Source organism: Cellulomonas sp. P4_H4 (assembly GCF_056400865.1).
The window spans coordinates 1-12,701 of sequence record NZ_JBFUKL010000008.1 but is presented as its reverse complement, the minus strand read 5'-3'; the positions used below and the strand labels follow the sequence as shown (position 1 = coordinate 12,701).

The 12,701-nt window shown below is 71.7% G+C and carries 13 protein-coding genes; 4 read left to right on the top strand and 9 right to left on the bottom strand.

Annotation, left to right across the window (positions count from 1 at the left end):
* The first annotated feature begins 26 nt into the window (after positions 1 to 26).
* Together AC1DPN_RS18235 and AC1DPN_RS18230 are read left to right on the top strand one after the other, a co-directional pair.
* Positions 27 to 611, top strand: a complete 585-nt coding sequence (locus tag AC1DPN_RS18235; RefSeq protein WP_477086192.1) for a TIGR00645 family protein — start codon at positions 27 to 29, stop codon at positions 609 to 611.
* Positions 611 to 1,174 (top strand): N-acetyltransferase family protein, encoded by a 564-nt coding sequence (locus AC1DPN_RS18230; RefSeq protein ID WP_477086191.1) that lies wholly within the window; start codon positions 611 to 613, stop codon positions 1,172 to 1,174. Before AC1DPN_RS18235 ends, AC1DPN_RS18230 begins: the two co-directional genes overlap by 1 nt.
* Here AC1DPN_RS18230 and AC1DPN_RS18225 read toward each other — a convergent pair.
* The 3 genes from AC1DPN_RS18225 to AC1DPN_RS18215 are packed head-to-tail and all read right to left on the bottom strand — an operon-like array spanning position 1,171 to position 3,200.
* The gene (locus AC1DPN_RS18225) at positions 1,171 to 1,626 is read right to left on the bottom strand and encodes a hypothetical protein (protein ID WP_477086190.1); all 456 of its coding nucleotides are present in this window, start codon (positions 1,624 to 1,626) and stop codon (positions 1,171 to 1,173) included. The genes AC1DPN_RS18230 and AC1DPN_RS18225 overlap by 4 nt on opposite strands.
* A 3-nt stretch (positions 1,627 to 1,629) precedes the next feature.
* Complete coding sequence (gene dapB / locus AC1DPN_RS18220; protein WP_477086189.1) at positions 1,630 to 2,385, bottom strand: 4-hydroxy-tetrahydrodipicolinate reductase; 756 nt, start codon at positions 2,383 to 2,385, stop codon at positions 1,630 to 1,632.
* Between the two features lie 11 nt (positions 2,386 to 2,396).
* Positions 2,397 to 3,200, bottom strand: a complete 804-nt coding sequence (locus AC1DPN_RS18215) for a hypothetical protein (RefSeq protein WP_477086188.1) — start codon at positions 3,198 to 3,200, stop codon at positions 2,397 to 2,399.
* A 151-nt stretch (positions 3,201 to 3,351) separates the two neighbouring features.
* Here AC1DPN_RS18215 and AC1DPN_RS18210 point away from each other — a divergent pair, with 151 nt between their 5' ends.
* Positions 3,352 to 4,347: a hypothetical protein gene (locus AC1DPN_RS18210; RefSeq protein ID WP_477086187.1), complete on the top strand. Its 996-nt coding sequence runs from the start codon at positions 3,352 to 3,354 to the stop codon at positions 4,345 to 4,347.
* Here AC1DPN_RS18210 and AC1DPN_RS18205 read toward each other — a convergent pair.
* The 6 genes from AC1DPN_RS18205 to AC1DPN_RS18180 all read right to left on the bottom strand — a co-directional run bounded on the left by AC1DPN_RS18205 (position 4,303) and on the right by AC1DPN_RS18180 (position 11,198).
* Positions 4,303 to 5,646, bottom strand: a complete 1,344-nt coding sequence (locus tag AC1DPN_RS18205; RefSeq protein WP_477086186.1) for a M16 family metallopeptidase — start codon at positions 5,644 to 5,646, stop codon at positions 4,303 to 4,305. The two genes, AC1DPN_RS18210 and AC1DPN_RS18205, sit on opposite strands and share 45 nt — an antisense overlap.
* A 1-nt stretch (position 5,647) precedes the next feature.
* Positions 5,648 to 7,870, bottom strand: a complete 2,223-nt coding sequence (locus AC1DPN_RS18200; RefSeq protein WP_477086185.1) for a polyribonucleotide nucleotidyltransferase — start codon at positions 7,868 to 7,870, stop codon at positions 5,648 to 5,650.
* 235 nt (positions 7,871 to 8,105) lie between these two features.
* Entirely contained in the window at positions 8,106 to 8,375 is a 270-nt protein-coding gene (gene rpsO, locus AC1DPN_RS18195) for a 30S ribosomal protein S15 (protein ID WP_028049909.1), read from the bottom strand.
* 93 nt (positions 8,376 to 8,468) lie between these two features.
* A complete protein-coding gene (locus AC1DPN_RS18190) occupies positions 8,469 to 9,524 on the bottom strand; it encodes a bifunctional riboflavin kinase/FAD synthetase (protein WP_477086184.1) in 1,056 nt (351 codons plus the stop codon).
* A gap of 151 nt (positions 9,525 to 9,675) precedes the next feature.
* A complete protein-coding gene (gene truB / locus AC1DPN_RS18185; RefSeq protein WP_477086183.1) occupies positions 9,676 to 10,623 on the bottom strand; it encodes a tRNA pseudouridine(55) synthase TruB in 948 nt (315 codons plus the stop codon).
* Complete coding sequence (locus tag AC1DPN_RS18180) at positions 10,620 to 11,198, bottom strand: TetR/AcrR family transcriptional regulator (RefSeq protein ID WP_477086182.1); 579 nt, start codon at positions 11,196 to 11,198, stop codon at positions 10,620 to 10,622. Before AC1DPN_RS18180 ends, truB begins: the two co-directional genes overlap by 4 nt.
* Positions 11,199 to 11,298: 100 nt before the next feature.
* Here AC1DPN_RS18180 and AC1DPN_RS18175 point away from each other — a divergent pair.
* The coding region (locus AC1DPN_RS18175; RefSeq protein ID WP_477086181.1) for an MFS transporter at positions 11,299 to 12,701 on the top strand (1,403 nt) is incomplete at its 3' end.

Here is a 12,701-nt window from a genome sequence, read left to right as displayed (position 1 = left end):
GCCCGCCCATCGCACCGGAGGACTCCGTGGCAACGCCCACCCCCGCTCCCGCCCCCACGAGCCGCATCGGCTCCGTCATCTTCCTGTCCCGCTGGCTCCAGGTGCCGCTCTACCTCGGCCTGATCGTGGCGCAGGCGATCTACGTCTGGCAGTTCATGCTCGAGCTCTGGCACATCGCCGAGGGCGTCTTCGGCGGCCACGGGCTGACCGAGGAGGAGATGATGCTCGGCGTGCTCGGGCTCGTCGACGTCGTGATGATCGCGAACCTGCTCATCATGGTCATCGTCGGCGGCTACGAGACGTTCGTGTCCCGCATCCGGCTCGACGGGCACCCCGACCAGCCCGAGTGGCTCTCGCACGTCAACGCCAACGTGCTCAAGACGAAGCTCGCGATGTCGATCATCGGCATCTCCTCGATCCACCTGCTGCGCAGCTTCATCGAGGCCCGCACGATCATCGCCACCGACGGCACGGACGTGCTCCTGTGGCAGACGATCATCCACCTGGCGTTTATCGTCTCCGCCATGGCACTCGCATGGATCGACAAGGTCTCGACCAAGCACCCCCCGAAGGTCGTCGCGTACGAACCCGCCCCCGTCGGCGTCGCCTGATGCCTCTGTTCAGCGAGAACGCGGACGTCTCGGTCCGGCCGGCGGTCCGGGGCGACGAGCACGCCATCGCGCGCATCCAGGTCGAGGCGTGGCGCCTGTCGCACGCCGACGTCCTGGCCGGCGCGCTCGACCTGCTCGACGTGGCCGCGATCGAGTCGCAGTGGGCTGCCGCGGTCACGACTCCCCCGGGCGCGGGCTTCCGCGTGCTCGTCGCGTGCGAGGGAGCCACGGTCGTGGGGGTCGTCTCCCTCGCACCCGTGCCGACGCCCGAGGGTCGACCGTTCGACGCACCGGGCGGCGTGATCCTCACGCTCGAGGTCGAACCCTCGCAACAGCGTGGCGGGCACGGGTCGCGGCTCCTCGCGGCCGCCGTCGACACCCTGCGTCAGGACGGTGCCGACCAGGTCCACACGTGGGTGCTCGACGGCGACAGCGCTCGCGCGCAGTTCCTCGCATCGTCGGGACTGGGTCCGGACGACGTCTCCCGCGAGCTCGCGTCCGGCACGCTCCCCGACGGATCGGCCCGGGTGGTCACCGAGCACCGCTGGTCGGCGTCGATCTAGCCCTTGTGCAGGCGGCTGGCGGTGCGCAGCGACTCGCGTGCGCGCCGCCGGTCCCCCGCCGCGTCGTAGGCGAACGCGAGGTGGTACCAGGAGCGCCAGTCGTCGGGCTCCGCCTCGGCCAGCGCACGTGCCGGGCCGAACGCCTCACGGGCGGCTGCGCGGTCGATCCGTCCGCCCGGTGAGCGAGGCAGGTCGTCGACGGGCAGCTCGTCGGCGTCCGCGAGCTCGTCGGCCATCCGCTGCACGTCGACGGCCAGCGACCACTCGCGGTACACGAGCCAGACCCCGACGATCGGGAGCGCCCAGAACGCGACGCCCAGCACGATGCCGACGGGCTCACCTGTACGGATCAGGGCCGTGGCACGCGCGGCGACCAGCCAGAAGTACAACGCCAGCAGCGCGGTCAGTGCGACGGCACCGGCGATCGACGTCCAGCGACGGCGCGAGGGCACGGCTCAGGCCAGGTCGAGCAGCTGGTCGAGCCCGACCGTCAGCCCGGGCCTGCTGCCGACCTGCCGTGTCGCGAGCAGCACGCCGGGCATGAAGCTCACGCGGTCGAACGAGTCGGTCCGGATGGTGAGCTGCTCACCTGCGTTGCCGAGCAGGATCTCCTCGTGCGCCACCAGCCCGCGCAGCCGCACCGAGTGCACCGGGATGCCGTCCACCGAGGCGCCACGGGCGCCGTCGAGCGACTCCGACGTCGCGTCGGGCACCGGGCCGACACCGGCGGCCGCGCGGGCCGCGGCGATCGCGGCGGCCGTGTGCCTGGCGGTGCCCGACGGTGCGTCGATCTTGTCGGGGTGGTGCAGCTCGATGACCTCGACCGACTCGAACCAGCGCGCCGCCTTGGCCGCGAACGCCATGGCGAGCACGGCTCCGAGCGCGAAGTTCGGGGCGATCAGCACGCCGACGCCCGGCCGGTCGGCCAGGTGGTCGCGGACGCGCGCGAGCGACTCGTCGGTCCAGCCCGTCGTGCCGACGACGACGTGGATGCCGGCGTCGACGAGCGCGTGCACGTTGACCTCGGTCACCGCGGGAATCGTGAAGTCGATGGCGACCTGTGCGCCCACCTCGGCCAGCGTCGCGAGGTCGTCCCCCGCGTCGATCGCGGCCACGAGCTCGAGGTCCGGGGCCTCCTCGACGGCGCGGACGACGGTCTGACCCATGCGGCCCGCCGCACCCAGCACGGCCACCCTGATGCGTTCGCTCACGAGGTGAAACCCTAGCCGCCGACGAGCACCTCGACGGACTCGGCCAGACGTCGCAGGTCGGCCGGCTCGAGACCCGTGAACCGCTCGACCTCACGCGGCGCGTACCCGGCGCGGACGTACCACCACAGGGCGGCGACCACGTCGTGCGGGCTGACGACGCCCGGGCCCACGGCCTCGCGCACGAACGTCGAGAACCGCACCGCAGCCAGGTAGTCGGCGGGGGGGACCCCGAGATGGCCGACGGACCAGCGGTACAGCTCGGTGACCGTCGAACCGGCACCGCGCGCGAGGTCGGCCGCACGCACCAGGCCACCCGAGGCATCGATCGCCTCGAGGACGTCGGCGAACCGGTCGAGCTCGTGGGACGGGTGCCGCGGGAGTGCGGCGACCGACTCGGTCAGGAGCCCGACCGCGGCCGCGTCGGCCCCGTCGGCCAGCAGGGTCTCCACAGCCGCCTCGATACCTGCTCCCAGCAGGGCGTCGATCGACCGCCACTCGTCGGAGAGCACCGACCCGAGGCGCGCGCCGGCCAGCGGGTGCAGCTGCAGACCGAGCCTGACCGACCCCGCTGCCCCCTCGCGGACGACCGTTCGCGTCGTCAGTCCGCGCACGCCGGACACGTCGGGCTCCTGCGTCCCGCCCACCGGATCGATGCGCACCCCCGGCATGCCCGCGACGACCTGCAGGAGTCCGCGGCCGTCGGGCAGCAGGACCTCGCGGGTGGGCGTCTCGTCGTCATGCACCACCCAGGCGTGCTCGACGAGGTCCGCGACCGGTCCGGTCTCGAACCGCTGGTACCGCACAGCGACAGGCATGCTCCATCATCACCCCGGCAGCTGCGCTCGGGGCCCGGTCACGCAACCGATGCACCTGCGGCGACGTCACCGCCCGTGCAGGACCTGGGTCGATCACCGGCCGGCTCGGCGAACCGCTCAAGCGGCTCGGCGGGGCGCCCGATACACGATCATGACCGCGCTCCACGCACCCACTGGCGGGCGACAGGCGATGCTGCTGGCTCTGGGCATCGTCGGCGCGGTCGTCTTCGTCCTGACGTGCGTCCTGGTCGGGTGCCAGGACGCGCTCACCGTCGCCGCCTGGAACTGGCCCGGACTGACGACTTCGGAGGTTCTCGGTGTCGGCGCCCGCTGGGCAGCCTCGGTGACGGTGTGGTGCGCTGTGTGCTGGGTCGCGGTCGTGGCGAGCCGGCGGGCGGCACGACGATGGATCGTCGTAGTCGCGGTCGGCGTCGTGGTCGGCTGGACCGCCCTGGGGGCCCGCTCCGCGTTCGCGACCGGGGACGTCGGCGCCTGGTGGCTCCCCTGGTGGCCGGGGCCGATCGCACCGACCTACCTGGTCCCGGCGGACCGCCTCACCGGGCTGGAGCTGATCGAGGACCCTGCGGTCGTCGGACCGGGCGTGCTCGTGCCCGTCGTGCTGGTCGCGGCCGTCGTCGTGACGTGCCACCTCGCCGCCCGTCAGCCTCGCTGGCCCGTCCGGCCTCGCTCGTCCGTGCAGGCGTGGCTCGTGGCGAGCCTCGCCCTCGGCATCCCGGCGCTCGGCATCGCTGCCGTCAGCCTGTACGCGACGATCTCGGCGGACGACGGCATCACGCTTCGCGAGAGCATCACCTACGCGCTCCACGACCCCGGCCGCACACTGCTCGTCGGGATGGTGACCGCGGCGCTGCTGGTCGGCCGCACGCCCGGCGGCACGCTCGCGGCCGTGCTGGTCGGTCTGTCTGCCACCGCCCCGCGTGCGTGGGACTGGTTCGGCGGCGGCGCCGACTACCTGCTCGCGACCTCCGCCGCCGCCGCGCTGGCGATCGCCGTGGCGGGCTGCATCGGCCCGGCGGCGGCCGCCCTCACCCGTCTCGAGAACCGCACGACGGGCGGGGCGACCGACTACCGGTGGGTGAGCTCAGTCGCCGAAGGGTCCGACGCGCACGACCGAGCGTGGCCGTGACGCGAGGTCGGCTGCGAGGTCCTGCACGTCCTGCACCGTGACGTCGCGGATCATCTCGAGCGACTCGTCGATGCTGAGCAGCGAGCCGTGCACGAGCTCGGACTTGCCCAGCCTGCTCATGCGAGAGCCGGAGTCCTCCATGCCGAGCACCAGCCCACCGGAGAGCTGACCCATGGAGCGCTCGAGCTCGGCCTGCGTGATGGGCGTCTCCGCCATCCGCTCCCACTCCTCGACCATGAGCGCGACGACCTCGTCGACACGGCCTGGCGTGCAGCCCGCGTAGAGCCCGAAGATGCCGGTGTCGGCGTGCCCGGACGCGAACGAGTACGTCGAGTAGGCCAGACCACGGCGCTCGCGGATCTCCTGGAACAGCCGCGACGACATGCCGCCACCGAGCACCGCGTTCAGCACGGAGAGCGTGAACCGGCGGGGGTCGGTCGCCGTCAGCGAGGTTCCGCCGACGATGACGTTGGCCTGCTCGGTCTGGCGTCGGATCGTGCGTTCGAGGCCGCCCGACGGGATGCCCTCCTGGCCGGCCCGGAGCCCGGTGCTGGACAACCGGCGGCCACGCGGCTGCGCGGCGTCGTCGAGCGACCAGCCGCCCGTGTGCAGGGCTTCGGTCACCTGCTTGCACAGGATGTCGTGGTCGACGCCGCCCGCGGCCGTGACCACGAGCGTCGAGGACTGGTAGTGCTCGCGGTAGTGCTCCCACACCGCGTCGCGCGGGACCGCGCGGATGGTGTCGGGAGTGCCGCCGATGGGCCGGCCGAGCGCGTGCTCACCCAGGACCAGGGCAGCGAACTGCTCGTGGACGACGTCGCTCGGGTCGTCGTCGTTCATCGCGAGCTCTTCGAGGATGACGCCGCGCTCGGTCTCCAGCTCGTCGGCGTCGAGCCGCGCGGAGGTGACCATGTCGGCGATGACGTCGACCGCCATCGGGAGGTCGGTGTCGAGCACGCGCGCGTAGTAGCAGGTGTGCTCCTTGCCGGTGGCGGCGTTGGCCTCCCCACCGACCGCGTCGAACGCCTCGGCGATGTCCATCGCCGTGCGCCGTGCGGTGCCCTTGAACAGCAGGTGCTCGAGGAAGTGCGTCGAGCCGTGGTGGCCGTCGGACTCGTCGCGCGAGCCGACGCCGACCCAGGCGCCCACGGTCGCCGAGCGCAGGCCCGGCATGTGCTCCGTGAGCACGCGGACCCCGCCGGGCAGGACGGAACGACGCACGATGGCGTCGCCCTCCTGCCCGACGGTCTGCTCACTGCCCGGCTGACCCGGGCGGACGAGCGGAAGGTCCAGCGGCACGTCAGGCGTCGACCGACTCGGCAGCACCCTCGGCCGGTGCGTCGTCCTCGACGACAGCGTGCAGCGACAGCTTGCCGCGCGGGTCGATCTCGCCGATCTCGACCTGGACCTTCTGCCCGATGGACAGGACGTCCTCGACGTTCTCGACGCGCTTGCCACCCACGAGGCGACGGATCTGCGAGATGTGCAGCAGGCCGTCCTTGCCCGGGGAGAGCGAGACGAACGCACCGAACGTCGTGGTCTTGACGACCGTGCCGACGAAGCGCTCCCCGATCTCGGGCATGTGCGGGTTGGCGATCGCGTTGATCGCCGCACGCGCGGCCTCCGCCGACGGACCGTCGGTGGCGCCGATGTAGACCGTGCCGTCGTCCTCGATCGAGATGTCGGCGCCGGTCTCCTCCTGGATCTGGTTGATCATCTTGCCCTTCGGCCCGATGACCTCGCCGATCTTGTCGACCGGGACCTTCACCGTGATGACGCGCGGTGCGAACGGGCTCATCTCGTCGGGCACGTCGATCGCCTCGGCGATGACGTCGAGGATCGCCAGGCGAGCCTCCTTGGCCTGCGTGAGCGCGCCGCCGAGCACCGAGGCGGGGATGCCCTCGAGCTTGGTGTCGAGCTGGATGGCCGTGACGAACTCGCGGGTGCCGGCGACCTTGAAGTCCATGTCACCGAACGCGTCCTCGGCGCCCAGGATGTCGGTGAGCGCCGCGTAGCGGGTCTCACCGTTCACTGTGTCGGACACGAGGCCCATGGCGATGCCCGCGACGGGCGCGCGCAGCGGCACACCGGCGTTGAGCAGCGACAGGGTGGACGCGCAGACCGAGCCCATGGACGTCGAGCCGTTGGAGCTCAGCGCCTCGGAGACCTGGCGGATCGCGTAGGGGAACTCCTCGCGGCTCGGCAGGACCGGCATGAGCGCGCGCTCGGCGAGCGCCCCGTGGCCGATCTCGCGCCGCTTCGGCGAACCGACGCGACCCGTCTCGCCGGTCGAGTACGGCGGGAAGTTGTAGTTGTGCATGTAGCGCTTGCGCGTCTCCGGGGAGAGCGTGTCGAGCTGCTGCTCCATGCGCAGCATGTTCAGCGTGGTGACACCCAGGATCTGGGTCTCGCCGCGCTCGAAGATCGCCGAGCCGTGCACACGGGGCAGGACCTCGACCTCGGCCGACAGCGTGCGGATGTCCCGCAGGCCGCGACCGTCGATGCGGAAGCCGTCCGTGAGGATGCGCTGGCGGATGAGCTTCTTCTGGACCGAGCGGTACGCGGCCGACAGCTCCTTCTCGCGACCCTCGAACTGCTCGGACAGGCCGGCGACGACCTCGCCCTTGATCTCGTCGAGACGGTTCTCGCGGGTCTGCTTGTCCGCGATGCTCAGGGCCTCGCCCAGCGACGCGGTCGAGGCGGCCTCGACGGCGGCGTAGGTGTCGTCCTGGTAGTCCGGGAACGTCGGGAAGACCTGGGTCTCCTTGGCGGCCTTCGAGGCCAGCTCCTGCTGCGCCTGGACGAGCACCTTGATGAACGGCTTGGCGGCCTCGAGGCCCTGGGCGACGATCTCCTCCGTGGGGGCGACGCCACCCTCGAACTTGATGATGTTCCAGGACTTCTCGGGGGCCTCGGCCTCGATCATGGCGATGGCGACATCGTCACCGACGACGCGGCCGGCGACGACCATGTCGAACGTCGCGCGCTCGCGCTCGGAGTACCGCGGGAACGCGATCCACTGACCCTCGACGAGCGCGATGCGCACGCCACCGACGGGACCGGAGAACGGCAGGCCCGACAGCTGCGTCGAGATGGACGCGGCGTTGATGGCCAGCGTGTCGTAGGCGTCGTCCGGGTGGATCGACAGCACGGTGATGACGACCTGGACCTCGTTGCGCAGGCCCTTGACGAACAGGGGGCGCAGCGGGCGGTCGATGAGCCGGCACGCGAGGATGGCCTCGGTGGACGGACGACCCTCGCGACGGAAGAACGAGCCGGGGATCTTGCCGGCCGCGTACGACCGCTCCTCGACGTCGATCGTCAGCGGGAAGAAGTCGAACTGCTCCTTCGGGTGCTTGCCGGCCGTCGTGGCGGCGAGCAGCGTGGTCTCACCGTCGAGGTAGGCGACGGCGGAACCGGCGGCCTGCTTGGCGATGCGGCCGGTCTCGAAGCGGACGGTGCGGGTGCCGAAGCGACCGTTGTCGATCACGGCTTCGGCGAACTGGATCTCGGGACCCTCCACGGGTGCCCTCCTCTTTCGTGAAGGCGCCGGCCGTCCGCGAGCGATCTTCGATCGAGGCCACCGGACTCTCCTTCGAGCTTCCGGAAGCCACTACCGAGGACCGAACCGAGCGGACCGACGCGGTGTGGTGGTGCAGGTACTGCGTGGTGCGGGTACTACGTGTCGTGCAGTCGTGCGCCCTGCCTAACGCCACACCAGCCCGGACCCTGTACCGGGTCCGGGCTGGTGGAAGGCGTTATCGGCGCAGGCCGAGCCGCTCGATGATGCTGCGGTAGCGGTTGATGTCGACCTTCTGGAGGTAACCGAGAAGGCGACGACGCTGACCGACGAGCAGCAGCAGGCCGCGGCGGCTGTGGTGGTCGTGCTTGTGGGTCTTGAGGTGCTCCGTGAGGTCCTTGATGCGCTGCGTGAGCATCGCGATCTGAACCTCGGGGGAACCGGTGTCACCCTCGTGGGTGGCGTACTCGGTCATGATGGACTGCTTGACGGCACTTTCGAGCGGCACTCGATCTCCTGGTTGACTCGTTGCGCGGTGCGCCGGGGCATATCCACCCGGGCTCTCTCGATCCGCGGCCGTTCAGACGGCGCCCATAGCCTATCAGGCCGACGGCGACGGGCTGACACCGCTGACATCGGCAGTCACGTCTGCAGTCACGTCGGCACTCAGGATGGTGCGCGCCCGGTCGACGTCCGCCGTCATGTGGACGACGAGGTCGTCGATCGAGTCGAACCGCAGCGTGGGCCGCAACCGTTCCACGAGCTCGAGCACGACCACCTGGTCGTACAGGTCCAGGTCGGTGCGGTCGAGCACGTACGCCTCGACGCGGCGCTCGACGCCGTCGAACGTCGGGTTCGTGCCGATGGAGATCGCCGCGGGCAGGACGCGGTCCGGGTCGTCAGCTGCTGCGGAGACGCGCCTCAGCCAACCCGCGTAGACGCCGTCCGCGGGCACGAGGCCGGTCGCGTCGGGTCCGAGGTTCGCCGTCGGGAAGCCCAGCTCGCGACCGCGCGCGTCACCGTGCACGACGGTGCCGCGGATGCGGTGGGGGCGCCCCAGGACGCGTGCGGCCTGGACCACGTCGCCCACCTCGAGCAGCTCGCGCACCCACGTCGAGGACCACCGGCGACGCAGCGGGTCGGCCGCGCGGTCCTCGGCGCTGCCGGGGTCGGCCGACTCGGCGGGCGTGACGTCCTCGATCACCTCGACCTCGAACCCGTGGGTCCGGCCGAGCTCGACCATCGTCGCGAGGTCGCCCGAGTTGTTAACGCCGAACCGCACGTCACGACCGACGACGACGACGCACGCGTGCAGTCCGTCCACGAGGTAACGGCGGACGAACTCCTCGGGCGTCTGCCGGGCGAACTCGAGCGTGTAGGGCAGGAGCAGGACCGCGTCGAGACCCGCGAGCTCCATGAGCTCCATCCGGTCGTCGTCGCCTGTGATGACCGGGGGCGCGGTGTCCGGACGGTGCACCTGCTGCGGGTGCGGGGTGAACGTCACGGCGACCGCCTGGGCACCGACCGCGCGGGCGTCCGCTCCCATGCGCGTCAGGACGCCGACGTGACCGCGGTGCACACCGTCGAAGTTGCCGATCGTGACGACCGAGGGTCCGAACCCGTCCGGGACGTCCGAGAGGTCGGTCCAGCGCTGCACACAAGCTCCTGTCGCGAGGCCCAGCGGGCCGATCCGTGCGGACTGCCGTCGTCGCGGTCCGGGCCCAGCCTGCCACCTGGACGGCCGACGGCCGAACCGCGGCCGGGAATCGTGGCCGGGCGGGTCGTCGGAACGCGGTCGCAGGACGCCGTCAGGCCGGCGCGAAGACGAGGACGGGTCGCACCGCACCACCGCGAGTCTCGACGAGCGCGACGAGGTGGCCATCCGGCGCGATCGCCGCCACGGTCCCCTCGGTCGTGTCTCCCGGCGCCGAGAGCCGCTGCCCGTAGGACAGTGCGGCGGCCTCCTCGAGCGTCAGGTCGCGCACCGGGAACGTCGCGCGGGCCGAGTCGGCCAGCGACACCACGTCGATCGGCACGTCGGGTGCAACCTCGGCCAGCTCGTCGAGCGTGCGGGCCACGTCGAGCCCGTAGCCGCCGACCCGCGTGCGCCGCAGCGCGGTCAGGTGCCCCCCGACGCCGAGCCCGGCACCGAGGTCGCGGGCGAGCGCTCGGACATAGGTCCCCGACGAGACGACCACGGTGACGTCCACGTCGAGCGCCCCACCCGCCGGCCGCACGTCGTCCACCTGGAAGCGCGAGACGGTCACGGGGCGCGCGGCGAGCTCGACGTCCTCGCCCGCACGGACCCTGGCGTAGGCGCGCTGTCCGTCCACCTTGATGGCCGAGACCGCGCTCGGTCGCTGCTGGATCTCGCCCGTCAGGCCCGCGATCCCCTCGTCCAGGGCCTCGCGCGTCACGCCCGACGCGTCGCGGACGGCCAGCGTCTCGCCCTCGGCGTCGTCCGTGGTCGTCGACTCCCCCAGCCGGATCGTCGCCGTGTACTCCTTGTCGGCGCCGACGATGTACGTCAGCAGCCTCGTCGCCCGACCGATGCCGATCACGAGGACGCCGGTGGCCATCGGGTCGAGCGTGCCCGCGTGGCCGACCTTGCGCGTGCCCGCGAGCCAGCGCATGCGCGCGACCACGTCGTGGCTCGTCCAGCCGGACGGCTTGTCGACGACGACGACACCGTCTGCCGCGGTCGGGCGACGCTCGGCTCGCTGGCGATCGGGCCCCTGTCGGTCCGTTCGCGTCACGCGGTGCGCCGCTCGGAGATGCTCTCCTGGACGCACATCACGAGGGCGTCGAGGCCGGCGTCCTCGCCCACGTGCGCGGGAGCGTCCACGGCGAGCAGCACGTTGATGAGCATGCCCTGGGCGACGAACAGCCGCGCCGTGTCCTCGTCCGAGCCCGTCCGCTCACGGAACAGCCGGAACGCCTCCCCCAGCGTGTGCCGCGCGATCTGCCCGACCTCGTCGTCGGCACCCGCGAGGAACCCGTGCATGGTCAGCCGCAGGAGGTTGCGGTCCTCGAGCAGCCCGACGTAGGCGTCGGCCATCTGCGGACCGGCTTCGGGGCCGGCCGGCACCGAGCCGAGCGCGGCCACGATCTCTCCCGCAGCCTCGCGGTACGCCTCCAGGAACAGCTCGCGCTTGGTGCCGAACAGGCGCACGACGTATGGCTGCGAGACGCCGGCGGCCCGCGCCACCTCGTCGGTGCTGGCCGCGTACCCGCGATCCGCGAAGACCTTGCGTGCCGCGACGAGGATCTCGGCGCGGCGCTGCGTCCCGGACATCCGTGTCGGTCGCTGAACCGTCTGATCGATGTTCATGGTTGACATGTTATCAGCCGATGCCTAACGTCTCTCTTGTTAGTTATCAATCAATGCCAACAAGTCACCCGTACAGCATCTGCGCCTCCTAGGAGTCATCGTGACCCTCACGACATCCGCTGAGCGCCGGGCCGACGCCCTGGTCGAACCGCGCCCCCTGCTCCGCCGCCGAGGCACCGCGATCGCGCTGGTCGCCGCGTCCGTCCCGATGTTCATGGCGACCCTCGACAACCTCGTCATGACGACCGCCCTCCCCGTCCTGCAGACCGAGCTCAACGCCTCGCTCGAGCAGCTCCAGTGGATGGTGAACGCCTACACGCTCAGCTTCGCGACCCTCATGATCGCGGCGGCGACACTCGGCGACAGGCTCGGGCGCCGGCGGGTGTTCATCGCCGGCATCGCCATCTTCGGGGGCGCGTCCATCCTGTCCGCCCTGTCGACGAGCCCCGAGATGCTCATCGGCGCACGCGCCCTGCAGGGAGCCGGGGCGGCCGCGATCATGCCGCTCTCCCTCGCGCTCCTGGCCGGCGCGGTGCCCGCGAGCAAGCGGGCCATGGCGATCGGCATCTGGGGTGGCGTCTCGGGCCTCGGCGTAGCGCTCGGGCCCGTCATCGGCGGCGCGGTCGTCGACGGGATCTCCTGGGAGGCCATCTTCTGGCTGAACGTCCCGGTCGCGCTCGTCGCGATCCCCCTGGTCCTGTGGGCGCTGCCGGAGTCGCACGGTCGTCGCCAGCCGCTCGACCTGGCCGGTCTCGCGCTCGCCGGTACGGCCGTGCTGGCCCTGGTCTGGTCGATCATCCGCGGGAACGACGACGGCTGGACCTCGGCGCGCGTCCTCGGTGGACTCGTCCTCGGCGTCGTCCTCCTGCTCGGCTTCGTCGTCCGCGAGTCGCGCACCGACCACCCCCTGGTGCCGCTGCGGCTGTTCCGCGAGCGGTCGTTCTCGGTGGCGAACATCAGCGCGTTCGCGTTCTCGTTCGGGGTGTTCGGGCTCGTGTTCCTGCTCGCCCAGTACCTCCAGGTCGGCATGGGCTTCACCCCGCTGCAGGCCGGCATCCGCACCCTGCCGTGGACCGCCGCGCCCACGATCTTCGCGCCGATCGCCGGAATGCTCGCTCCGCGGCTGGGCGTCCGCCCGCTGCTCACCACGGGTCTGTTCCTCCAGGCCGCCGGGCTGGCATGGCAGGGCCTCCTGGTCACCAACGACAGCCTCACGTACGCCGACCTCGTCCCCGGCCTGGCCATGGCGGGCATCGGGATGGGGCTGACGTTCGCGCCGAGCGCGACGGCCGTCCTCGCCGACATGGTGCCCGACGACCACGGGACGGCGAGCTCGGTGAACGCCACCCTGCGGGAGATCGGCGGGGCGCTCGGCGTCGCGACGCTGGTGGCCGTGTTCACCGCGTCCGACGGCACCCTGACGCCCGACGGCTACGCGGTCGGCCTGCAGCCCGCGGCGTACGTCGCCGCAGCGGTCACCGCGATCGGAGCGCTCGTCGTGCC

Coding starts and splice junctions, on each gene's coding strand:
- AC1DPN_RS18230 (WP_477086191.1), top strand. CDS start 611: ATGCCTCTGTTCAGCGAGAACGCGGACGTCTCGGTCCGGCCGGCGGTC.
- AC1DPN_RS18215 (WP_477086188.1), bottom strand. CDS start 3,200: ATGCCTGTCGCTGTGCGGTACCAGCGGTTCGAGACCGGACCGGTCGCG.
- AC1DPN_RS18210 (WP_477086187.1), top strand. CDS start 3,352: ATGACCGCGCTCCACGCACCCACTGGCGGGCGACAGGCGATGCTGCTG.
- AC1DPN_RS18180 (WP_477086182.1), bottom strand. CDS start 11,198: ATGAACATCGATCAGACGGTTCAGCGACCGACACGGATGTCCGGGACG.